This window comes from Mesorhizobium sp. IMUNJ 23232 (genome assembly GCF_044326205.1).
Lineage (GTDB): Bacteria > Pseudomonadota > Alphaproteobacteria > Rhizobiales > Rhizobiaceae > Kumtagia.
This window is the reverse complement of record NZ_JBIRCY010000024.1, coordinates 86,080-109,498: the sequence shown is the minus strand read 5'-3', so window position 1 is coordinate 109,498 and position 23,419 is coordinate 86,080. Positions and strand designations below refer to the sequence as shown.

Sequence of the window (23,419 nt, the reverse complement as noted above, 5' to 3'; positions counted from 1 at the left end):
CGGAAAAGCATCCGGGTGTGGCGGCGATGACGGCTGCCTGCAGGGGACAGTTTACTTTTCCGCGGAAGGGCGCAGCCGCTTCAAGGCTGGCGCAGGCGGAAAAGTAAACTGTCCCCGGCGTTTGCGCTGTTCCGTGCTGGTCAGAAAATACCGTTGCTCGTCCACTGGCGAAGCCCGGTCGAAAAAACCCGCTTAGCGACAACAGGCATGCAAAACCCCTATCGGGCTTTCTTCTCAGTTTATTCTTGGCCCGTTCGGTTTCGGCAACGCCTCGAGATTCGGCTTGCCGGTGTCGAAGAACGACTGCCAGACCGCCATGGTCTGCTGCCGCGAGCCGTCACGCGGCATGGCATCCAGGATCGCCCGCTTCATCTCCGGCGGAATGGCTCCCGCCTGGGCGCGGCGCGCAAGCTCGGAGCCCAGCTCCTGTGGAGACAGCATCTGCTGTGCCATGGCGAGCCATTCGAACCGCGCCTTCGCCTGCTGGTCGGGCAGATGCGTGACCAGCAGGAAACGGCGCGCCGCCAGCGCATTCCGTTCGACACTAAACAGGCGCGCCGCGAAAACCGGCCTGATCAGCAGGACACGCGGGCCGATGGCATAGCGGAATGGTGCGATGCCCGCGTACCCCAACTGATCGTACATGGTCTGGACAAAGCTTGCCTCGACCTCGGGAGAACCATGCAGCGCCATGGTCGCCAGCAAATCGCCAAAGAGCCTGTTGCCCGCCCCCTTGGCTCGCGCGATGTTGACGACCTCCGCAAGGTAGGCGTCAAGCTGGTCGACCGGCAGTTTCTGGGCATAGGCAAGCCATTCCCGCACGACCCGCTCGACCAGATCATACCGGCCATTGTCGGAGAGGAGCTGGGCAACGCGCGCCATCAGCTTGGCGTCGTCGATGGACTCCCGGCTGGTCGCAAGCCGCAGAGCCTCCTCGTCGGCGCGGGCGCGCAGCAGATAGCCGACGAAGACATCCTGCAGTGCCAGCCGCTTCTTGTCCTTCTGCCAGACGAGCGCCCCGTCCACGGCCTTGGTAAATTCCCGCTGGTCGAGCAGCGCCGTAAAGAGCTGGATGCGGCCCTCATCGGAAAGTCCCGGCGCCTTGTCGTCAAGGGGTCCCAGGATGCCGGCCACCTCGGACGATCGGCCCCGCACCGCAAGCAGATGGGCAAGCCGGATCGCATCGGCCTCGGCGAGGCCCGCTGCCTCCGGCATGCCGAGCACGCGCAGTTCGTTCTCGTCGTCGCCCCGGAGCCGATAGATGGCCGAGAGCTGGCTGGCTGACGCCGAATCGCGGGTCAGTCTGACGACGTTCTCGAGCGCGTTCCGGAACTGTTCGGACTGCCCGGACGCCTGGAAGGCCTCGGCCACCGCCCGCCACGTCGCAGCGTCGTCGGGCCGCTGTTTCAGATAGGCGTCCAGGATCTGGGCGGCGCGCTCGTATTCGCCAGCGCGTTGGTTGAGAAAGAACGCCTGGAGAAGCAGGGCCGGATCGCTGACGCCGCGCGCAACCAGATCGTTGGCTTTTTCCAGCGCGATTTCGCCCTGGCCGTCACGCACCAGCATGGCGAGCCGCTCGCTCTCGCCCGGGATCATGAAGTAGCCGCCGACCGCGGCGCCCATTGCGCAGACGAAAGAAGCGATGACCGGTAGCTTGTTCATGACGCCTTCTCCGGCGAAGGCTTCACGCAGCTTACGGTGAAGTCTAAGGGGCCCATTCCGAGCCCGGGGGGCTCGATCCTCAGAATTTCGTCGCCGCCGACGCTCACGTCGGCCTGCCACATCACGTCAGCGCCAAGCTTGGCCTCGATGTGGTAGCCACCCTGCGCGATGTCCTTCCATAGGAACCGTGGTGCGCCATACCCTCGGGCGGAATAGCTCAGCCGGCACGTCTCGCGTTCGACATCGCGCACCATCCAGTTCGCTTCGTCGAGCTGAGCGAGGGTCGCGTCCGCCACTGCGTCGTCCACGGCTTGTGTGGGCCGCAGCGAAACCAGCGCTTCCGGAACCGCTGCATCGAGCGCCACATAGAGCGAGCCCTGGTAGCGCGTGCTGCCCACCACTCCGGTGCTGCTGCCAATGTCGACCGATCGGCCGGCGACGTCGTCGAAACGCACCGTCTGCAGTCCATCCCGATTGGAAACCCGCCACCTGGCCGGGCCGGCCTGCTCCAGGCGGGTCGAGAAGAACCCGTCCGCGATCGCCGCATACTGGGACGCGGTGATGGGCGCGAGATCGGCACCGCGCGCCCAATCGAGATGGCCGCGTACCGCTTTCAGCGATGCCGGCGTCTTGGCGGCAAAGGCATGATAGTAGAGATCGACACCTTTCAGCCGGACCGGACTTTCGGTCGCTTCCAGCGTAGCCTTGAGTGCCGAGAATGCGCCGAAGTTCCCTTTGGTGTTGTCGACAAAGCCGCTGTCGGAGGCGTCGACGGCATAAATCTGGCGCTCCGCCCCAACCTGTCGCCCGATCGGCGTCACATAACTCATCGATGGATGATCGGCGTCGAAACGGGAGCCGCCGCCATTGATGTTGCGGAGTCCGGCGAGCCGCGACGCCTTCACGGCCGCCTCGAACGGCATGGCATCGCCGGTCCAGGTGTAGACCGTCGCCTGTTTGCCTTCGGGAGCGAGCCCGTTCGCCGTTTTGGCGGCACCCATTACTTCCGTCTCGAGCGAGAAGGGATCGCGCAGATAGGCGCGAGGCAGCGCGCGCTCACCCGAAAGGTACAGCGCGCGGTTGCGCTCTATGTCGGATGTCGTCTGGACGATGCCGAACGCCACCCCCACAGTGCTCAGCCAGTTGTCGGAGCCGCCGGCGCCCTGCGTGCCGGTCATCAGCTTTTCCTCTTCGGCGCGGCTGTAGTTCTCATAGAAGGACCACACCAGAGGACTTGTGGCGGAATGGCTCGCCACCTCCACCTGGGGAAGCGAGAGGATGTGGCGCGCCGCCGCCGCCGCCCGTTCGCCGTCTCCGAACGCAGGATCGAGATCGGACGCGATCAGCCCGACCGTGACGGGCAGGTCGGGATAGGGCTCGATGAACTCCTTCGCCATGACTTCCGCCGCGAGCGCATTCGATTTGCGATAGCGGTCCATTTCGACGTCGTCGTTCCATCCCTCCCCGTCCACATGGCTGAAATAGAGGCGGCGTCCCGACACGGTTGTCGTGTCCGGGACCGGGAAGGGGCTTGCGCCGAGCACTTTCCGGAATATCACGAAGGGGTTGACGATCCACTGCGTCCGGCCGTGCGAGGGATCGACATATAGATTGAAACCGGATGGGATGAACGCGCCTTTCGGGCCCGCCGTCACAAGCGCGCTGCGAACTTGCCGCTCGCGCTCCGGCGCCTGGACTTCGAGCAGCACCCCCGCATCCGCCGCCACGCGGCGGATGATCGGATAGCTCGGAAATATGGCTCCCAGCGGACGCTCGAATCCGATTGCCGAAGCGTCGCTCACCAGCACCGTCGTGCCGCCCGTCGCCTCGACGAAATTGGTCGTGTAGGCGATGCCCATCGGGCCGAGCAGCTTGTTGATCGAAGACAGGTACCGAGGCGTGGCCGGTGCACCGGCCTGGCCGAAGATGATGAAGGGGATATTCTTTCCGGCGGCCCGCCTTGCCCAGGCCATGTATTCACCCGGGCGGCTCACGTCATAAGTGAACCAGGTAAGGATCGCCGCATAGCCCGACAGGCTTTCCGGGTCCGGCAGGGGCTTGGCGGCATCGACGTAGTCGAGGATGTAGCCGAGATGGTTGAGCGGCATCTCCGCCTTCGAATGGACGAGCGTCGCAGCCGACGTCGTTTCGAAGGTGCTGTCATAGACGACGAGAATGCGGCGGTTGACCGCCTCCGCGGCGGCCGTTCCCTGGACCGTCAGCAGGCCGGCAACAACGAGCAAGGCCAGTTGCACGCCCCTGAAGGCGAGACAGAAAGCAGCTATGCGAAGGGAGTTTGCCATGCTCGCGTCAAGTCCTGGAGGTCGAATCCTGGCCGGGCAGACGATCCAGCCCGAGCGTGCCGAAGAAAGGCTTGAAGCCGAGCTCGGTCAGGCGCTGCGCGGTTTCGGTCCGTAGCTCGGGCTCCGTTATGTATTCGGTGGCGAATGTTGGGATGCCCAGTCCCTGCAGGGGCTGCAGATATCCAAGGCTCCAGTCCACGTCTTCCTGCCGGTTCAATGTATCCGGCCCGGAAAGGCCGGTGAGCAGGCTTTCCTTGCTGTGCGCGTCGATAGCCTCGACCAGATTGGCGTGATGAAGGATGTGCTCGGCATTCTGAGCCATCAAGATGAACGAAGGATCGCGCTTGCGCGCTTTTTCTCCGAGGCTGGCGACCAGCTCGGCCATCGCGTCCAGCGCCTCCGGCTTCATGCCCCAATCGCCGTAGCCGTCGACGCGATCCAGGAAAACCCCGTCGAACCCGACATCCATGATGCGATCCAGCATGGAGTCGCTGCCGGCGAACACCAGGTCCTGCCACCCCGCGTTCCAGTATTGGACGCTGCGTGCGCCGGCCCAGTTCGGGTTTTCCGGTCCTACCCAGTCGGGCACGTTCTTGCGCCAGGCCGAGGGCCAGTACCAGCGATTGATGCCGACCTCGCCGACGCACAGATAGCCGAGCACGACACGGCGGGAGCCGTCGCTTCGCTTCTGGATCGACCGGCACTCCCTCTGGGTAACGAAACGGCCGAGATCGTCATTGAGACTGGAATCGAGGACGATCAGGTCCAGATCGGATCGGGCCACGGCCTCCAGGTCGACGTTCTGATACTGGCAGCCCCAATGGGTGACTTTCATCAACGCGTCGCGTGATTTCTGCCTCGCGGCGGGAAGCGCGCGCATGGCGTCGGCGCTGCCGTGCGCCAGTCCCGCGGGCAGGAGCAGTCCGGCTAGGACTGCCCGCCGCGTGAGGTGGAGCGCGTTTCGGAGCCGCGTCATCACGGTGCATCACCACATCAAAGGGTGTTGGCCGATGTCACCACCGCGTCGCTGCCCGACACGACCTCGACCTTCACGACATCGCCCGGGAAGAGGTCCGTCGTCTCCTCGGCGGCCATGATTTCGGTCTTGCCGGGCGTGCGACGCAGTATGCTCACGTGGAGCGGCTCGCCCAGCCTGGCACCGGAGGTGGCCGTCTCAAGCGCGGCGATCATCTTCTCGGCTGCCTCGACGATGGTCCGCTGCTGGTTGATCTCCTCTTCGATGCCTGCCAGTTCGCGCTGGATCAGCACGCGGCGATCCGCCACCAGCTTCGTGCCTTCGGCTTCCGTCTGGACGATATTGTGTTTGGCGGACCCGAGTTCGGCGACCAGACGTTCTCGCTGCATTTGAAGATCGCTTACGTCCTTCTGCGCATTCCAAAGGGTTTCAAGCGTCGAGAAGCCGCGCCCCTGTATGGTCTGCAATACTCGCAGCCTTTCGGACCGGACGTCGATCTGTCGCGCGAGCAGGTCCAGGAGCGAATTCATAGTCTCGACCTGGCCACTCGCGTAGGCAAGCCTCGCCTTCTGAAGACCGTCGGCGCCCAAATTTGCAGTCAGTTCCGCGTCCAGAAGGCGCAGTTCCCCTTCCATGGCCTTGTTGGGCCCCTCGCCATCGTCCGCGTTGGACTGCTTCTCCCCTTTGCCGTTTTGCGAGTCGTGTTGCTGCATGAGGCGGGCGCGCTTGGCGATCAGCCATTGCAGGCGGTCGACCGCCTGGGCGTGGCGCTCGCGCTCCCGCTGCGCTTCGAGGAGACGGGCCGCCGCCTCGGCGCCGCGGTCGTAGCCGCCGGCCAGGGCGATCACCTGGAGCACAACCATGCCGGGCTCGAAGCGGAAGGAGCCCGGCGCCTTGACGATCCCGGTCACGAACACCGGTTTGCGCTCCAGTATGGCTATATCGACCTGGCCTGTACGGCCCATGATTTCGTCATAGGCCTGGACGATCTTGGCGCTCGCTTCTTCCGGTGTTTCCTGAGCGACCTTGAAGCGGCCGAGCAGGGGAATGCTGATCTCGCCGTCGGCGCCGACCACATGCTCGCCTGTCAGATCGAGCCGCTGATAGAACGTCCTGGCGTCGGTGGTCAGCCCAGCATCGGCTCCCTGTCCCAGGTCGAACTGCTCGAAAAAGCTCACCCGGACCTTGTCGCCGATCATGAGTTCCTCGCCCGAGACGGCTTTGGCGGCTGCCTCCCCGGCGCCGGTTCCGCTCGTGGTCGGCGTGATCGCGCCGACCGTGTCGGAAGCGACCGTGCCTTCCACCGGGGCAGCCTGCGGTTCCGTCGCCAGGGCTGGGGGACCGAACAGCAGCAACGCCGCCGCCGCAGCGGCGCATATTGAAGTTGAAGCCGAAAGTTTGGCTTTGAAATTTTTCGATACGGTAGTCATGTTGAATCCTCCAAGGTTCATTATGGCCGCAGGAGCGGGCCAGACTGCAGGACTGGCAATACGGGCACTACTTCTTCTTCAAGCCTGATCGGATTATTGGCCACTTTCTTCCTTGCCACAGCGGGGATGGTGGCTCCGTTCGGCCGCCGGAAAGCGGTGGCGAACGAGAGGAACACGACATTGCCGAGCGTCCGATCGAGGACGGCCATGGCGAGGAAGGCGCTGAAGGCACAGGCCAGAAGATGCCCGTAGCCGAAATATTCCTGGCCAAGGACGATGGTCATGAGCGTGAAGCCGACCTGTGCGGTGAAGAAGATGAGCTGAAGCGTCAGGAATCTCGCCTGACGGTCAAGAAACAGCACGATCGACGTGGCCGCCACGAACATGAACTGGAAGAAGACGGCCAGGATTCCCAGCCGGAAGATGCCGAGCTGATGGTACTGCAGCCCGACAATCGGAACGAGCACGGGCGACAGCAGGATGGAGACCGCGCAAAAAGCTGCCAACGTCATGAGGACGCGATAGACCATGCGGTAGGTCTGCTTCTCGAGGTCACGGGCGTACCGCTCGATACGCCCGAGCGGGGCCTGGCCCTGGATCGCGTCGAAGAGACGCCGGCTGTCCTCGAAGAAGGTGGTTTCAATTGCCGTCACGAAGAGGCCGAGCGCCGGGATCATGACGAGATAGGCCAGGAACATCGCACCGTCGTAAGCTGGCGCGCTGAACAGCCCGTTGGACAGGACCACCTGGTCAGGCCCCACCCACATGATCCATTTGTCGGCCCATATGGCCGCGATGGCGAAGAGGGAGCCCCCGGCGAGCATCCAGTGCTGGCGCAAGCCCTTTACCAGTTCCAGCAAATTCGTTCCCAGTCCTCCTACCTGGTCGGGGAAGGCGAGCAGGATGCGGCTGGCAAGGGTGAAGAAGACGATCGACAGGCCGAGGAGGAACATGCCGATCATGGCCGCGGCGCCAAAACCCTGGCGCGCTATCCAGATCGTGCCAAGGATCGAAACCAGCATGCCGACGCCAAAACCGGTCGTGATGCCCTTGTAGTCGCGAACAGCGCCGCAGAAGGCCAATGTCGGCCAGATCAGCGCCACGATCGCGGTTGAGCAGACTGCCAGCACAAGGTCATTGCCGGCGAGCCCGAAGACGGAGATGTGGATGGCCAGCGCCACCGCCGCCGAAGCCAGGCTGCCGACAAACAACGCCGCCAGGAAACGAGCCCTGACGCTGGTAAAGGTTTGCCGATAGATGTCGTCGGAGGCAAGCCGGATGGCGACGTTGACGAAAGGTGCCGTCGCCAGGAGCGACAGGGCGAAGGCGTACATGACGAAGCTGCGGAAGCTATAGCTCTGATCCGACGTCAGCGCCGTCGAGGTGCCGCGATGAATGAGGGCGAGCGACACGACCGTGAAGAGCCACGGGCCGGCCGCGACGATCATTCCGTGGCCTGCCGAGGAGATCGATCCGGTGATCGTATCCCGCCGGTCCAGATCGCGAAGAACGAAGCCTATGCCTGCCATCTTGCCGCCTCCCGGCCCTCAGCCTGTCCGTAGAGCCTTGCGTAGGCGTCGCGGGAAAGGTCCGAGGAATAGAGATTGTGTACGCGCGCCCGCAGGTTCTCCCCCATCTGGCGCCGCAATTGGTCGTCGCGCAGCAGCTTGATCACGCCCTCCGCAATCTGGTCCGGGGCGACAACGTCGGTGACGATTCCGCCCATGCCAAAGGCGGGATCCTCGTCCGCCGTTCCGTGCAGGATCTCGCGGCAGGAGCCTACGTTGGTGGTCACGCACGGGATGCCGGCGGCGCCTGCTTCGAGCACGGTAAGGGGCTGCGCTTCACTGAGGCTGCTCAGCACCATGACCTGAATCTTCGGCAGCCACTCGAGAACGTTGACGCGGCCGGCCAGGACGACCGTCTCCTCGAGATCCATGTCCTCGATCATGGCCCGGCATTCGTCGGCGTATTCCTTGTCCTCGTCGAGCGGCCCGAGAACCAGGAGGCACACATCGGGAACGGCATCGCGCACCGGCTGGGCTGCGGCTATGAAAGTCTTGACGTCCTTGATCGGAACGACGCGCCCGATCAGGGCTACCGTCGGCCGGGATGTCGGCTCCGGCTTCAGCGAGCCGAAACGCTTGAGGTCGATGCCATTCGGGATGACCGTCAGCTTGCCGTACTCCGCGCCCATGTCGAGCTGAAGCTTCTGGTTGTCGCTGTAGAGTGTGGTGATCTTCTCGCAGGCATCGTAGCAGGTCCGCGCATAGCTCTCGAAAGTATCGATCCAGAGGTCGCGCAGATCCTTGCGCCTGTTCTCGACCGCCAGGCCGTTGTCGATCGTGTCCTCGATCCAATCGGCCGTCAGGATCTCGATGCGGCGTTCGTTGGTATAGATGCCATGTTCCGTGACGATCGCGCGCGCGCCCCTTTCGACCGCCGCCCTGGCTGCCAGCAACCCTGCATAGCCTGTGGAGATCGCATGGTAGTTCCGGGCTGGAGGCAGGGGGAACAAGAGCATCGAGAAGAGGCCGCCCACCAGCGATTGCCAGGCCCAGAAGTAATCGATGAACGATGCTTCCGGCATCATCCGCCGGTACATGCTGCAGACAACCTGCCACGCGAATTCCGAACGGGTGAGGTTGTGGTATGTCGGGCAGCGCGGAAAGCGGTCGAGCGTGGAAAGCACCTCGCCGAGTACGTCGGCGCCACCGCGCTGGAGCAACCGGGTAAGCTGTTCGGCAAAGACCTCCGCCAGCTCGGCGTCCGCTTTGAAGTGACCTGAAAACGCCTTCTTCGGCGGCCCTTTCAGATTGATCTCGGCAAAGCGCAGCAGATTTGGCGGGAAAGTATATTTGCTCGCCCTAGCCTCGTCGCCCGAAACCAGCGATATGACGGAGAAGCTACACTGCGGCAGATTGCGCATCAGCCAGTCGAGCCAGGAGGAAACGCCGCCGGTAATGTGCGGATAGCACCCTTCCACGATCAGGCAGACATCTGTCTCCTGCCCCGGGATCCGGTCGAACGCGGGGATGCCCACGGCCGTCATTGTCCGTCTCCATGCCCAAAGGACAATAATGCGTGGTCGCCGTCGGTACGCCGCGACAGGTTCAGCCGCACCGAGTTCCCCTGGCGGTGCCGGATCACCTCCGCCGCTTCCGCCATACGTCCGGCCTTCATCAGCAGGCGCGCATGCAGACTGCGAAGGACCGCGGACTGTCCGGTATCAATTGCCGCCAGGCGCTCCTGCAATGCCTGGAGGTGCCCTGCCTCAAACAGCAACGTGCAAATCACCTCCTCCAGTTCGTCGGCTTCCGTCGCACGAGGACGAGCCCGCTGGAGCAGGTCGAGGCTTTGATTGCGTGCTGCGACGAGATCCGCTGGGTCGAGCAGCCCGCTTTTGACGCCGCGCGCCAGGGCAATCCCTCGCTCTTGCGCATCTTTGGGAGTAAGCACATCCGGCAGCGGCTTGCCGGCGCCCATCTGCAGGCGGTTCTTGTCGCGCAGTCTGGAAAAGACTGCCGCCGCCGACACTCTGACGGCGGCCTCTTCGCTCCTCAACTCCTGCCGCAGGGTCGCGCTGAAGCTCGGATCGAAGCGCTGCGAAACCAGCCCCAGCATCGTCTGGCGCTGCGCAACCGATCCGTATTGGGAGACGTCCTGGAAACTCGCCGGGTTGGTCACGCCCGGCTCGAGCATGCGGCCCTCGTTGATGGCCTGCGAAAGCCGCTGGGACAGGTCGACCTGGGACGGTTTCGCAAGTTTGCTGTGCCAGTCTGCCAGCGAGCTTGCGGAAGACTTGCTGCCGGCCAGGGAGGCGGAAAGCAGCAACGTTCCCAAAGCGCCTACCGGCCCCATCGCAAGGTTGGCGATGACGGCCATGGCCGACAGGGTCGGATCGCAATTCCGGGTGGCCAGCCAGATGAAAGGCGCGATGCCTATATGCAGCGCCAGAAGGATCGGCAGCGGCGCCAAATTCTGCAAACCGGCCACGATCAGCAGGATATCAGCGAACGCCGACACCAGGACGACGCCTACAAGTATGACGATAGACCCGTGCGCTTGCGGGCGTTTGATTTCACCGTTCCCCTGAATATTCATGACTGCGATTGCCCCCTCGCGCCTTCACCGTTCACGACCTTCAATTGAATCTTCGGATGCTGCGCATGGCTGTCTTCCAGGACAGGCAGCTCTGTCTCGAGATAGCGGAAGCCGAGGATAAAATTGCCGAGTGAAATAGCCGCCTCTCCTGCGCTGGTCATGCAGGCTGGATCGACCTCGCCGATGAAGACCACGCCGACCGGCCGGCCGTCCTTGCCCCGGATGCATGCGGCCATCGCCCCATATCCATTCAGCACCGCGGCATCGGCGGGACGGAGAGAGGAAAGCACGCTGGCGGATGAGGCGACGGCGTCGCAAACCTCTCCAGGCACTTCCTCCGGGGCGATCTCCTCCGATTCCGGCAGGGCGACCCAGTCCGACCCGGCCGGGACATAGATGTTTATTTCCTTGGCACCGATCAGCATATGAAGCGCCTGTTTGTAGCCGTCGACGCTTCGTGCACCGGAGAGCCGCAGCACCTTCTGGAAGACTTCCAGGACGGAGCCTGCGGCCGATGCGCCGGAAGAAGCGATGCGGCGCTCGAGATCGGCTGCCTCCCGCGCAAGCGCCCGGCAGCGCTCGGCCAAGACACGCGCTTCTTCCGTGCGCTGGTCGCGAGCTTCTTCGGCCTCTCTTCGGCGCTCTACCTGCCGCTCGCGGAAGCGACCGAGCACGGCAGCGGCAATAAGCCAAAGAATAGCGTTCCTGGAACTTGCTACCAGAAAATCATAGAAGTCCGGATGATCGGCGAATTGGAGCCAATCGAGGAAGGTAGCGCAGATTGCGACGAAATACCCAGCTGGCCGACCGTAGCAGGATGCCGCCAGAACCACCGGAATCCAGTACGGATGTGGCTGTAGTTGCGTCAGTTTGAACGGAAACCAATGAGCGTGGTCGACGGCGGCCATCGCGAAAAGCAGGGCGGTCATCTCCAGCGCCCCAAACCAGGCCCATCTGGAGAAGTACCTGTGAAGTCTCGCAATACTTGAAAACTGGATCTGCATCGCTCCAGTTCCGATCTGTTATGCCCACTGTTAAGTCATTCTTTACCAAGCGTGCTCGCCCCTTGGTTGACAAACGTCAACCGCGCTGGCCCGTCGCTCCGAAGTTGAATCCACGGATCGAATTAGATCATGATGGATAGAATAACATGGGCGGAAATTCTGAAACCAGAGATGGTAGGGAAAGCTGTACGCTTCGTCGAAGTGTTCAGAGCGAAGTTTACGTCCAACTTTCGAGTTCAACCCTAGGTGGGAAAGGAAAATGCCTCGCGAGATGCCTTCAGATGTACTCATTTCGCAATCGTTCTGCTGCCAGTCGCTCGAAGTTAAGGTTATCAAACTATTTATTTCGCAATGGACGGGTTGTGGTGTATTATGCTCTCGGGTGGTAGGGGAAAGAAATGGCGGCGGCGACTATCGTCAGCCCGAGCGCGCTTGTTGTGGCTGCGCTCGACGAGGCTATCCGGGCGCACTTCGATATCGTGGTAAGAAGCCCGAACCTTGTGGGTATAAACCTTCCGGTAACGGACGCGGATGTGATCCTGTACGACATGCAGTCGTCTCAGGCGGAGGTCGCATCCCTGCTGCAGTTTGGTGCAATCCACGAGCAATTCTTGCAAAGGGTCGCCGTCATGACCCACGAGGACACCGTCCTTGCCGACCTCATTCCTCTCGTCGGGGCGGTCGGCGCGATCCTACCCTCATCGAGCACCGCCCAGGAGATCGCAATGACGGTCCGGGTGATGCGGACCGGCTTGGTCATCCTTCCGGCAGACATCCTCGCCCTGTGTAAGGTCGTAGGCCCCGACGCTTCTGCTCCGGATCTCATTGCCGAGTTCGGACTTACCCATCGCGAAACGGAGGTCCTCACCTTTCTGACGGAGGGCCAGAGCAACAAGATGATCGCTCGGGAGCTCGGGATCAACGATACGACGGTACGTGTCTACGTTCGTTCGATCCTGCAGAAACTCGGGCTCCAGAATCGAACGCAAGCCGCCTTGTTCTTTTCGGGAAAGAATAAGGCTGCTGGCCGGCGTCGCTAAATCGCGAAGCCGCTTCCTCGGCATCTCGAACCGAGGCAAGCAACACTGCTTTTGATCCACTTTGGCATCGCGCCCGCCGAAGGCGAGTGCGCCTGTTCTGTGCATGCGCAGGAATTGCGTCTTAGCCAATTTAGGCTAGGCGAATTGTTTAGATGCAGCGCACCTACTACCGAATCTGAAGTAGCTCCAATGAATAAAATGGCAATTTTCAAGCCGTGAAATAGCAAAGTAAGATTACCGTGGGGTTAATGGGTAACTGGGGACACTGTGTCGAACAGACACAGTGACGGGTGACGTAGTGCAGACTTTTAGTAATCCTAAATATTTTCCATCCATCGCGGAACATGTGGCGTTGCAGGGCTCGGTGCACGCGCTCCGGCCGGCAGGCGCGAAGCCGCTGCTGCAATTGCGTGCCGGCAACTCGCTGTTCTTCGAAGACGATGAGGGGGACAATGTCTTTCATCTGGTGAGGGGCACGGTCGCTTTCTATCGATTCATGTCCGACGAACATCGCGTGATATGCGGATTCGCTCTGGCCGGCGAAGTCTTCAACATGTCGCACAGAGGCAGATATCTCTGCTCGGCGGAAGCCCTGTCGGACTGCCTCTATCGCCGGCGTAGTTGGCAGGATGTCGAGGCGAACCAGGTTCAGGACGAGATGCAGGAGAAATATCTGGCCTACCTGCATAGCGAGCCGTGGACGATGCAATTCCAGACCCTGCGCCGGTTGCACCTGTCGGCGGACGAAAGCGTCGCCAACTTCATACTCGAAATAGGCCGGCGCACCAATCCCGGGCTGACCAACGGCTCCCGCGTGCATCTGGAGATGTCCAGGGCCGATATCGCCAGCTATCTGGGGCTGACTGTGGAAACGGTTGTGCGATCGCTGAAGCGCCTGACGTCCAAGGGGCTGCTTATCGCGTATACGCCTCACGAGTTCGGCATCTGCGACATCGCGGGTATCTATAGGTGCTTGCGCGGATCGCACGACTAGCCCTGAAATCTCAGTTGAGGCGCCCTGGCGTTCCGAACCAGGGAACGATCCCTTCGGACGCCGGTGCGCTTCTGCTGGATTGACGGATCGTGCCGTCAGTCTGGTCGCCGGACCGGCGGCCCGACGTCTACTATCTTCCTTCAGAGCATTTTCACGGACGCCAGGGGCCGTATGTCTCCCGTCAGGGGAACTGACGTCAATCCCAGCCTGTTTGCGAAACAGCCTGTATTCGCAAGCGTTGATGAATATCAAGGGGACCAAGTCTCCACACAATATAGTCGACCCACCTTCGAGCTGGATGACAGAACATCTGGGCCGTTGCTGTGCAGTGGCTCTCATTGCTCTCTTTTTGGAGCACGCAATTGACAGTGCTGATCAGTGGTGGGGCTGGCTATATCGGAAGCCATATGGTCCTCAGCATGTTGGACAAGAGCGAGCAGACGGTCGTGCTCGACGACCTCTCGACCGGCTTCCGGTCCGCCGTGCCTGCCGAGATTCCTTTCTACGACGGCGACGTCGCCGATTCCGAATTGGTGGCAAAGATCATCCGGCATCACGACATCACCGAAATTGCCCACTTCGCGGCGCGAACGGTCGTACCGGATTCCGTGCGCATGCCTCTCGGTTATTATGAGGCCAACACGGTCAAGACCAGGTCTCTGATCGAGACGGCAGTCCTTCATGGCGTCAAGCGATTCATCTTCTCTTCGACCGCCGCCGTCTATGGCGAGCCGGACGTGATCGAGGTCGACGAGGACGTCGCTCCCGCCCCCATCAATCCTTACGGCCGCTCGAAGCTGATGAGCGAATGGATGCTCGGCGATGCCGCTGCTGCCACGGGACTGAGATACGCGATCCTGCGCTATTTCAACGTGGCCGGCGCGGATCCGCAGATGCGAGCGGGACAATCCACCGAACAGGCGACCCACCTGATCAAGGTCGCATGTCAGGCCGCACTGGGGCTGCGGCCCTCGATAACCGTCTTCGGCACCGACTTGCCCACGCCCGACGGGACCGGTGTGCGCGACTACATCCAGGTCAGCGACCTGGCGGACGCGCATGTCTGTGCGCTCTCCTATCTCCGCGAAACCGGCGCCAATCTCTTGCTGAACTGCGGCTACGGCCGCGGCTACTCCGTCCTGGAGGTGCTCGACGCGGTGAAGCGTGTTTCGGGCGTGGACTTTCCAGTCATCTTCGGCAGCCGGCGTCCCGGCGATCCGGCGGCGCTGATTGCCAAGGCAGACAGGATCCGATCCCACCTCGACTGGCGCCCGCGGTTCGACACTCTGAAGGACATTGTTTCGCAAGCACTCGCCTGGGAGCGGTATGAGGCACTCAGGCGCCATCCCGCATCCAGCAGCCATGAGGCGGCATCTTCAGCCTCCACGCGACAACCAAACTGAAGGAGATTAGGCCATGTGTGGCATCGTCGGCATAGTCTCGCACGAACCCGTCACGCCCCGGATCGTCCTGGCGCTTAAGCGGCTGGAATACCGCGGCTACGATTCGGCTGGAATCGCCACTTTGGAAGATGGGCGCCTGACCCGCAGGCGCGCCGAGGGCAAGCTGGCGCGTCTCGAGGAAACCCTGCGGACGAGGCCGCTGGAAGGCTACATCGGAATTGGCCACACGCGCTGGGCAACGCATGGCAAGCCAACGGAGACCAACGCGCACCCACATGCAAGTGACGTGGTGGCGGTGGTCCACAACGGCATCATCGAGAATTTCCGGCAGCTCCGCCGCGGCCTCGAGGCGGAAGGCGTCGTCTTCGAATCCGAAACGGATACGGAGGTGGTGACCCATCTGGTGAGCCGGCAGATGCGCTCTGGCCTTTCGCCGAAGGAAGCGGTTCTGTCGGTACTTCCCGGCCTGCGCGGTGCGTTCGCGCTCGTGTTCCTGTTCGTGGGCCATGACGACCTTCTGATCGGAGCCCGCAGAGGGTCGCCGCTCGCCGTCGGACAAGGACCTGGCGGCGCTTTCCTGGGTTCCGATGCGCTGGCGCTCGCTCCCCTTGCCGAGAGCATCACCTATCTCGAGGAAGGCGACGTCGCAGTCGTCCATCACGAAGTGGTGGAATTCCTGGACACGGCCGGTCAGCCCGTCCAGCGAAAGTCGCAGGCTCTCACAACCGAGTCGCTGCTCGTCGAAAAGGGTCACTACAGCCATTTCATGGCGAAGGAAATCCACGAGCAACCGGAGGTCATCGCGAAGACGATCGCCGCCTATGTCGATTTTGCCGGCGGCCGCCTTAATCCGCTCGAAACGCCTTTCGACTGGCGCGCGCTGGAGCAGGTGACGATTTCCGCCTGTGGCACCGCCTATTATGCCGGGCTCGTCGCCAAATACTGGTTCGAGAAGATCGCCCGGCTGCCGGTCCAGATCGATGTGGCGTCGGAATTCCGTTACCGTGAACCGCCGATGCCCAGAAACGGGCTGATGCTGTTGATCTCTCAATCCGGCGAGACAGCCGACACGCTGGCCTGCCTGCGCTTTGCCAAGAGCCGGTCGCAAAATGTCTGCTCCGTGCTCAACGTGCGCACATCGAGCATGGCGCGCGAAAGCGAAATGGTCGTCCCGATCCATGCCGGCCCGGAAATCGGCGTCGCCTCGACCAAGGCATTCACCTGCCAGCTCGCGGCTCTGCTGGCGCTCGCGCTGCATGCCGGCTGTGCGCGCGGAACCGTTGCGGAAAACGACCTGCCGAGCCTTCTCGACGAGTTCGCGATGCTGCCAGGGCTGGTCCGCGAGGTCCTGCTGCGCGAGCGGGAGGTCGAGGCGATTGCGGGCGAGATCGCCGGCGCCACGACTGTCCTCTATCTGGGCCGGGGCACCTCGTTCCCGCTTGCGCTCGAAGGGGCCCTCAAGCTCAAGGAAATCTCCTACATACACGCGGAAGGCCTGGCGGCGGGGGAGTTGAAGCACGGCTCCATCGCGTTGATCGACCAGCACGTGCCGGTCGTGGTGCTCCTGCCCAGTGACGACGTTCTGGACAAGACCATATCCAACCTGCAGGAGGTCGCTGCTCGGGGCGCCAAGGTCATCCTGATCGGCGACCGGCGCAGCATTGAGAGTTCCGGAGTCGAGGCTGCGGCACAATTCATCATGCCGAAGGTGGCGCCGACACTCGCGCCGATCCTATACGCGGTCCCGCTGCAACTCCTGGCCTTCCACGTCGCCCTGCGGCTTGGGAGGGACGTCGACCAGCCCAGGAATCTGGCGAAGTCGGTGACCGTCGAGTAATCATGTGGAACGCGAGTGTTGCTGCGGCACAGCACGGCTAATGTCGCGAGCTCGGCGCGGTAGGCTGCGGCGCAGCCAATCGGCAGCGAACCATGGCGGTTATCTGTCGGCTTAGAGGCGTCGCGCTCAATCTGCCTCATTCTGCCGGGCAGTTTTGGGTCCAGGTCGAGGGTTTCGTCGCCCGTCGGGCTGGTGGCCCGGATAAGACGAAGACCGAAAAATTCGACCGAAACCTGCCCGGCAGAACGAGGCAGATTGAGCGCAACACGCTTTAGTTCTTGGTCAACCGCCGTATCACCTTTCCCCTTTCTGTCTTGGTTGACAGTTGTCAACCAAGACCGGGGACAACCAAAGTAATGCTGCGGTTGGAAAATCACTTCGAGCATGGGCGCTTGGTCCGTGCCTTTCGGGGACCGTGTCTTCTCCGGGAATGAGGATATGTGGGGCATTGGGCATCAACCAGCGCCGGTAATGGCGTTCCTGTTGGCGGGAGGAGTAGCGGCGTTTGCGACGCACTACGCCTCCACCGGAACTTCTTCCCATACCCGATCCTGCGGATACGAGCTCCAAGAAGTCGGCCTGCAGGATGACGCCTGCTACTTCCCGCTCGCGGATTTTTCGCTGGACGGGTCCGCAGCGGCGGAACCATCAGCCGCCGACGTCACCGCGCTAGAGCAGCGCGATGTCCTCCCAAGTAAGCTCTCCGCCGGAGGCTCAACCATTTCTCTTCCCGCCAGGGCGGCCCCTTCCCCGGCGCTTCGCGCCTCTATCGGCGACGGCAGAGCGGGCGCGTCGAACACTGTTTTCAATCCAGATTATGAACAGGAGTCATCACCATGACGATCACAATCGACGGCTCGCTCCTTGACTGGACGCAGGACGATCGTCTGGAGACTTCGGCCACCCAGGTTCCTGGCTACGAGATGTACGGGCGGGTCGAGAGCGACACGTTCTATCTCGCCTTGCTTTCTTCGCAGGCGATTGGCACCAACACGACATTCTGGCTCAATACCGACGGAAATCCGACGACTGGCTACCAGGTGTTCGGTGCATATGGCGGCGCCGAACTCTACATCAATTTCGACATAGCGGGCGTGCCGCATCTCTACGATGCAAGCACGAACCAACTCGTCAGTAACATCACCTACGCGCTAAGCCCGGACCACCTCTCGCTCGAAATTGCTTTGCCAAAGGCGCTTTTCGGTCCCTCGGTTACATCGCTCGGCATTCTGGCCGACGTGAACGACGCCCAGTTTTTGCCGGGAGCCTATGCAAGCGGTTACTATTCGCTGACCGATCCGTCGGTTCCATCGCAGTTCGACGGCAACCTGAACGACTGGTCCCAGTCGCAGCGGCTCGACCATGGCACCAACGTTCAGGCCGGCTACGAGATCTACGGAAAATTCGCCAACGACGCCTTCGTCTTCGGCGTGAAGAGCGCGCTCGACATCGGCGTAGGCACGACGTTCTGGTTTGACACGGACGGGAACACCTCCAGCGGGCACCAGATCTTCGGCTTTGCCCTGGGCGCCGAGTTCAACATCAACATCGGCGGCGATGGCGTGGCGCGGCTCTATTCCGGTGACGCCGGCCAGACCTTCGTCGGCAACATCGACTACAAGGTCGCCGTGGACGGCAAGTCGATCGAATTCGAGCTGTCGAAGTCGCTGATCGGCAATGGCGTCAACACCGTCAAGATGCTCGCCGACATCAACGACCAGCAATTCCTGCCGGCAGACTACAGCAGCCAGCCCTTTACCGTGACCGACCCTGCATCGATCCCGCAGCCGGCCGGCGACGGCTACAAGATCGCCATCGTTTATTCCGCGACGACTGCCCAGAACTACTTTTCGGAGACGGCCTATTCGCAGCTCTTCATGGCCGCGCAAAGCCAGGCCATGGCTGCCGGCATTCCTTTCGATGTGCTGTCGGAAGCCGACCTGACCAATGCTAATCTTGCAACTCTGGCCGGTTATGACGCGATCGTCTTTCCGTCGTTCCAGAACGTGCCGGCAAACTATGCCGAGATCGAAGCCGTACTGAACGACCTCGTCTTCGATCATCATGTCCCGCTGATCACCGCGGGCAATTTCATGACAAGCGATGCCGAAGGCAATGCGCTGCCGGGAAATGCTTACGCACGCATGCAATCCCTGCTCGGCGTTACCGTGAACGGGAGTGACACCGGGACCGTCAACCTCATCGCCGAAGACCATCAGATCACCGACGGCTATGGCGACGGCCAACTGATCCGCTCCTATACCGGCTTCAACGGCGGCGGCGTCGGAACCTCCTTTTTCGAGGCCTTTGGCAGCAACCTGTCGACGGTCATCGCTGAGCAGACGGTGAACGGCGGCACGGCCCACAATGCCGTGATCGGTACCGTTACCGGCGGACGCAATGTGCACTTTGCGACGGACGGGTTCCTGGCCGACAACAACCTGCTCGGCCAGGCGCTCGACTGGGTGACCGAGGACGCCAATGACGGGCCGCAGCTTTCGCTGCACATGACCCGAAACGAGTCGGTCGTTGCTTCCCGCACCGACCTCGACCAGGCGATGGAAACCGAGGATGTCGGAAACAACGGCGGCATTCTGGCGTCGCTGGTCAACATCCTTCAGCAGTGGAAGACCGATTACAATTTCGTCGGTTCCTACTATGCCGATATCGGCCTCTACCCTGCAGACGGCCAGCAGACGAACTGGGCTGTCTCCAAGCCCTTCTACGACCAGATGCTGGCCATGGGTAACGAGATCGGCTCGCATTCAGTCTCGCATCCGGAAAACACCAACCTGTTGTTCCCGGAAGTCTTGACCCAAGATATTCTGGATCAGATCAAGGCCGCCTACGCCGATCCGCTCATCGTACCGAACAATCCCAACGGAAATTTCACACCCTACGGCATGCGCGACGGCGCCAGCCAGGCGATCATCAACCAGCTTGCCAACATGTCGCTGACCGAGATCAACCAGCGCATCGCCGCCGCAAAGCTGGTCGCCGATCCGACCACGCTGGACACCGTGGACAAGGCCCTACTCGAGGCCACGTTCCAGTTCCAGTTCGAGGCATCGCGGGAGATTCTTGAGGCGCAGGGTATCACCGTCACCGGTGCGGCGGTGCCCGGCATGCCGGAATCGCACGCCACCGCCAGCCAGATCCTGCAATATTACGATTACATCAGCGGCGGCGGTTCTCTGGTCGGCGCCGGTTATCCAGGTGCCATCGGCTATCTCTCGCCCAGTGAGAACGACAAGGTCTATATCGCACCGAATATGTCCTTCGACTTCACCTTGGTCGGCTGGCAGAACTTGACGGCGGAGCAGGCGGCCGACGCATGGCTCGCCGAGTTCAACTCCCTGTCGAAGAATTCCGACATGCCGATCGTGGTCTGGCCTTGGCACGACTACGGCCCGACCGGCTGGATGATCGATCCTCCGACGGCGTCGGAATATACGCTCGCGATGTATACGAGCTTCATTCAGGCGGCCTTCCAGGCCGGTGCCGAATTCGTGACGCTTGCCGATCTCGCCCAGCGCATCGAAACCTTCGATCACACGACATTCTCGTATTCCGTGTCGGGCAACACGATCAACGCAACCGTGACGCCGGACACGAATGCGCTCGGAACTTTCTCGCTCGATCTCGACGAGCTCGCCGGCGGGGACAAGATCAAGAACGTTGCCGGCTGGTATGCCTATGACGAGGACAGCGTCTTTCTTGACGCCAACGGCGGCACCTTCCAGATCGAGCTCGGCACCGCGCAGGACGACGTGACCCATATCACCTCGATCGGCCAGCGCGCGAAGCTGGTCGACCTGACCGGCGACGGCACGAACCTCAGCTTCACCATCGCCGGCGAAGGAAAGGTGGTCGTCGACCTGAAGAACCTGCCCGGTTCCAACCTGACCGTGACGGGCGCTACGATCCTCTCGCAGGCCGGCGAGATCCTGACGCTCGATCTCGGCGGCATGGGCAACCACGTGGTTTCCGTCCAGCAGACTGCGCCAAGCAACACCGCGCCGACGGACATCACCGTCACAGGCCTGACCGGGTTGCTGGAGGAAACGGCGACCCTGACCAAGGTGGCAACGCTGACAGTCGTCGACAATGACGTCGATCCGCTCATGAAGAACAACACCGTGACGGTCAGCGACACTCGGTTCCTCTACGACATCAATGATGGCGGGCTCTATCTCAAGGCCGGCCAGAAAGTGGATTTCGAAACGGAACCGACGATCTCGCTTACTCTGACGGCGACCGATGCGGGCAATCCGGCGCTCACCTTCTCCAAGCCGCTGACGATCACCGTCATCGACGGCAACGATGGGTTGGGCCTCCTGCCGACCAAGATTGTTTCAATGGAGCGCGCATCCACCGATACGCCGTTGAACTTGTCGGTTCCGGTCGATCCAAATGGGGATACCCAGACATTCATCGTCGCCAGCCTGCCGAGCCTTGGCCAGGTCCTCCTCAACGGAGTGGCCATCGCTAACGGGCAAAGCCTGACGCTGGCTGAGTTCCAGTCTCTCACCTATTCGTTCCCGGATGTGGTGCCGCAGGATATCAGCCTCGCATTCCAGGTAGACGACGGCCATGGTCATCTGGATCCATTCAACGTGACCCTGCAAGTAACCGCGGGCGTGAACAACACGTTCAACGGTACCCCGGACCCCGACCGGCTCGACGGCGCCTGGGGCGACGACAAGCTCAACGGGCTTGGCGGCAGCGACATTCTGATCGGCGGGATCGGCGCCGACACCCTCGACGGCGGCATCGGTGCCGATACTATGCTTGGGGGCGCCGGCAACGACAAGTTCTACGTCGACAATGCGGCCGATCAAATTATCGAATTGGCCGGAAACGGCGACGATATCGCTTACGCGACCGTGAACTACACGCTTGCCGCGGGTCAGGAAGTAGAAACTCTGTCCGCACACAATGCGGCCGCGAAAAACGCGCTGAACCTCACTGGCAATGAGCTTGCCAACAAGCTCGTCGGCAATTCCGGCGCCAATGCGCTGGATGGCGGTGCGGGCAATGACAAGCTCTACGGGCTTGACGGGAACGACAAATATTACGTCGATAGCGCCAGCGATCAGGTGTTCGAAACGACCGGCGCCGGCGACGACACGGTGTACACGACAGCGAGCTACGCCTTGCTGGCGGGCCAATACGTCGAAACCCTGAGCGCCAAGGATGTCAACGGCACGACGGCCCTGAACCTAACCGGCAACGCCTTTGCCAACAGGCTGGTGGGAAATGCCGGCAACAACATCCTGAATGGCGGCGCCAGCGCTGACATCATGGAGGGCGGCGGCGGCGATGACACCTATGTCGTAGACAATGCCGGCGACCAGGTGATCGAGGCGACGAATGCCGGAACCGACACTGTCCAGAGCTCGATAAGCTTCACCCTCGGGGCCGATTTCGAGAACCTGACACTGACGGGCAGCGCAGCCATCAACGCTACCGGCAATGCAGGGGCAAATACGATCGGCGGCAACTCCGGCAACAATACCCTGGACGGCGGTCTCGGCGCCGACAAGATGTCGGGCGGCAGCGGCAACGACACCTACATCGTGGACGACGCGGGCGATCAGGCAATCGAGGCGGCGGGCGGCGGAACCGACACTGTCCAGAGCTCGGTCAGCTTTACGCTTGGCGCCAATGTCGAGAACCTGACGCTGACGGGCAGCGCCGCGATCAACGGCACCGGCAACACGCTCGCCAACGTGATCAACGGCAATTCCGGTGACAACATCCTGAATGGCGGCGCCGGCGCCGACACCATGACAGGCGGTGCCGGCAACGACACCTATGTCGTCGACAATGCCGGGGACTCGATTGTCGAGGCCGCAGGAACCGACAGCGATACCGTCACCGCCAGCGTGAGCTACACGCTGACCGCCGGTGCTGCGATCGAGACGCTGCGCACCACCTCCGATGCAGGTACGGTTGCGATCAACCTGACGGGCAACGCGCTCGCGCAGGAAATCATCGGCAACGCCGGCGCAAACGCGCTGAAGGATGGCGCCGGCGCGGGCGACGTGCTGCGCGGCCTCGGTGGCAACGACAACTACCTCATTTACAGCGCTGCCACGACCATTGTGGAGGGCTCGACGCAAGGCGCGATGGATCGCGTCCTGGTCAATGTCGACTATACACTGGGCTCGGGCGTCTTCGCCGAATGGCTGGCCACCACCAGCGGCGCGGGCACATCGAGTTTCGACCTGACCGGCAACGAGATCGCCCAGCAAGTCGTCGGCAATGCCGGCGCCAATCGCATCGACGGCAAGGGCGGCGGCGATACGCTCACGGGCCTCGCCGGCAAGGACATGTTCGTCTTTTCCTCTGCCCTCGGGCTCGACAACGTCGATACGATTACCGACTTCAGCACGGTGGACGATCGCATCGAACTGGAAAACGGCGTGTTCACCGTGCTGACCGCGACCGGCGTGCTTGCAGCCTCCGCCTTCCGCGCCAACACGACCGGCCTTGCCGGTGATGCCGACGATTACATCATCTACGAGAGCGATACGGGAAAACTGTTCTACGATGCGGACGGCACCGGCGTGACTGCCGGCATCCACTTCGCCACGTTGACGGTCGGGCTCAACCTTTCAAGTGCCGACTTCGTGGTGGCTTGAGGGCAGGGAGGGCGGCCAC

Annotated in this window: 13 protein-coding genes; 5 read left to right on the top strand and 8 right to left on the bottom strand. The window is 62.1% G+C overall.

Annotated elements, in window-relative coordinates; genetic code table 11:
* Window positions 1–234: 234 nt before the first annotated feature.
* From ACH196_RS18495 to ACH196_RS18460, 8 genes are read right to left on the bottom strand one after another with little or no spacing between them, the layout of a single operon-like run.
* Window positions 235–1,662, bottom strand: a complete 1,428-nt coding sequence (locus tag ACH196_RS18495; RefSeq protein ID WP_396648387.1) for a tetratricopeptide repeat protein — start codon at window positions 1,660–1,662, stop codon at window positions 235–237.
* Window positions 1,659–3,965, bottom strand: a complete 2,307-nt coding sequence (locus ACH196_RS18490) for a hypothetical protein (RefSeq protein ID WP_396648386.1) — start codon at window positions 3,963–3,965, stop codon at window positions 1,659–1,661. The genes ACH196_RS18495 and ACH196_RS18490 overlap by 4 nt, the downstream gene beginning before the upstream one ends.
* Before the next feature lie 7 nt (window positions 3,966–3,972).
* On the bottom strand, window positions 3,973–4,941 hold the full coding sequence (locus tag ACH196_RS18485) for an endo alpha-1,4 polygalactosaminidase (RefSeq protein ID WP_396648385.1): 969 nt from the start codon (window positions 4,939–4,941) through the stop codon (window positions 3,973–3,975).
* Window positions 4,942–4,958: 17 nt separating this feature from the next.
* Window positions 4,959–6,371 (bottom strand): polysaccharide biosynthesis/export family protein, encoded by a 1,413-nt coding sequence (locus ACH196_RS18480; RefSeq protein WP_396648384.1) that lies wholly within the window; start codon window positions 6,369–6,371, stop codon window positions 4,959–4,961.
* A gap of 20 nt (window positions 6,372–6,391) precedes the next feature.
* Complete coding sequence (gene pelG / locus ACH196_RS18475; protein ID WP_396648383.1) at window positions 6,392–7,900, bottom strand: exopolysaccharide Pel transporter PelG; 1,509 nt, start codon at window positions 7,898–7,900, stop codon at window positions 6,392–6,394.
* On the bottom strand, window positions 7,888–9,423 hold the full coding sequence (gene pelF, locus ACH196_RS18470; protein ID WP_396648382.1) for a GT4 family glycosyltransferase PelF: 1,536 nt from the start codon (window positions 9,421–9,423) through the stop codon (window positions 7,888–7,890). Before pelF ends, pelG begins: the two co-directional genes overlap by 13 nt.
* A complete protein-coding gene (locus ACH196_RS18465) occupies window positions 9,420–10,475 on the bottom strand; it encodes a hypothetical protein (protein WP_396648381.1) in 1,056 nt (351 codons plus the stop codon). The genes pelF and ACH196_RS18465 overlap by 4 nt, the downstream gene beginning before the upstream one ends.
* The gene (locus tag ACH196_RS18460; RefSeq protein WP_396648380.1) at window positions 10,472–11,404 is read right to left on the bottom strand and encodes a hypothetical protein; all 933 of its coding nucleotides are present in this window, start codon (window positions 11,402–11,404) and stop codon (window positions 10,472–10,474) included. Before ACH196_RS18460 ends, ACH196_RS18465 begins: the two co-directional genes overlap by 4 nt.
* Before the next feature lie 473 nt (window positions 11,405–11,877).
* On the opposite strand from ACH196_RS18460, the gene ACH196_RS18455 reads away from it, so the two are divergent.
* The 5 genes from ACH196_RS18455 (at window position 11,878) to ACH196_RS18435 (ending at window position 23,400) form a co-directional block, all read left to right on the top strand.
* A complete protein-coding gene (locus ACH196_RS18455; protein WP_396648379.1) occupies window positions 11,878–12,519 on the top strand; it encodes a response regulator transcription factor in 642 nt (213 codons plus the stop codon).
* 283 nt (window positions 12,520–12,802) lie between these two features.
* On the top strand, window positions 12,803–13,513 hold the full coding sequence (locus ACH196_RS18450) for a helix-turn-helix domain-containing protein (RefSeq protein WP_396648378.1): 711 nt from the start codon (window positions 12,803–12,805) through the stop codon (window positions 13,511–13,513).
* 362 nt (window positions 13,514–13,875) lie between these two features.
* Complete coding sequence (galE, locus tag ACH196_RS18445; RefSeq protein ID WP_396648377.1) at window positions 13,876–14,916, top strand: UDP-glucose 4-epimerase GalE; 1,041 nt, start codon at window positions 13,876–13,878, stop codon at window positions 14,914–14,916.
* Between the two features lie 13 nt (window positions 14,917–14,929).
* Window positions 14,930–16,753 carry a glutamine--fructose-6-phosphate transaminase (isomerizing) gene (gene glmS, locus ACH196_RS18440; RefSeq protein WP_396648376.1) on the top strand — a complete coding sequence of 608 codons (1,824 nt, stop codon included), beginning with the start codon at window positions 14,930–14,932 and terminating at the stop codon, window positions 16,751–16,753.
* Window positions 16,754–17,589: 836 nt separating this feature from the next.
* Window positions 17,590–23,400, top strand: coding sequence for a hypothetical protein (locus ACH196_RS18435; RefSeq protein WP_396648375.1), 5,811 nt, complete (start codon window positions 17,590–17,592; stop codon window positions 23,398–23,400).
* The last annotated feature ends 19 nt before the right edge of the window (window positions 23,401–23,419 follow it).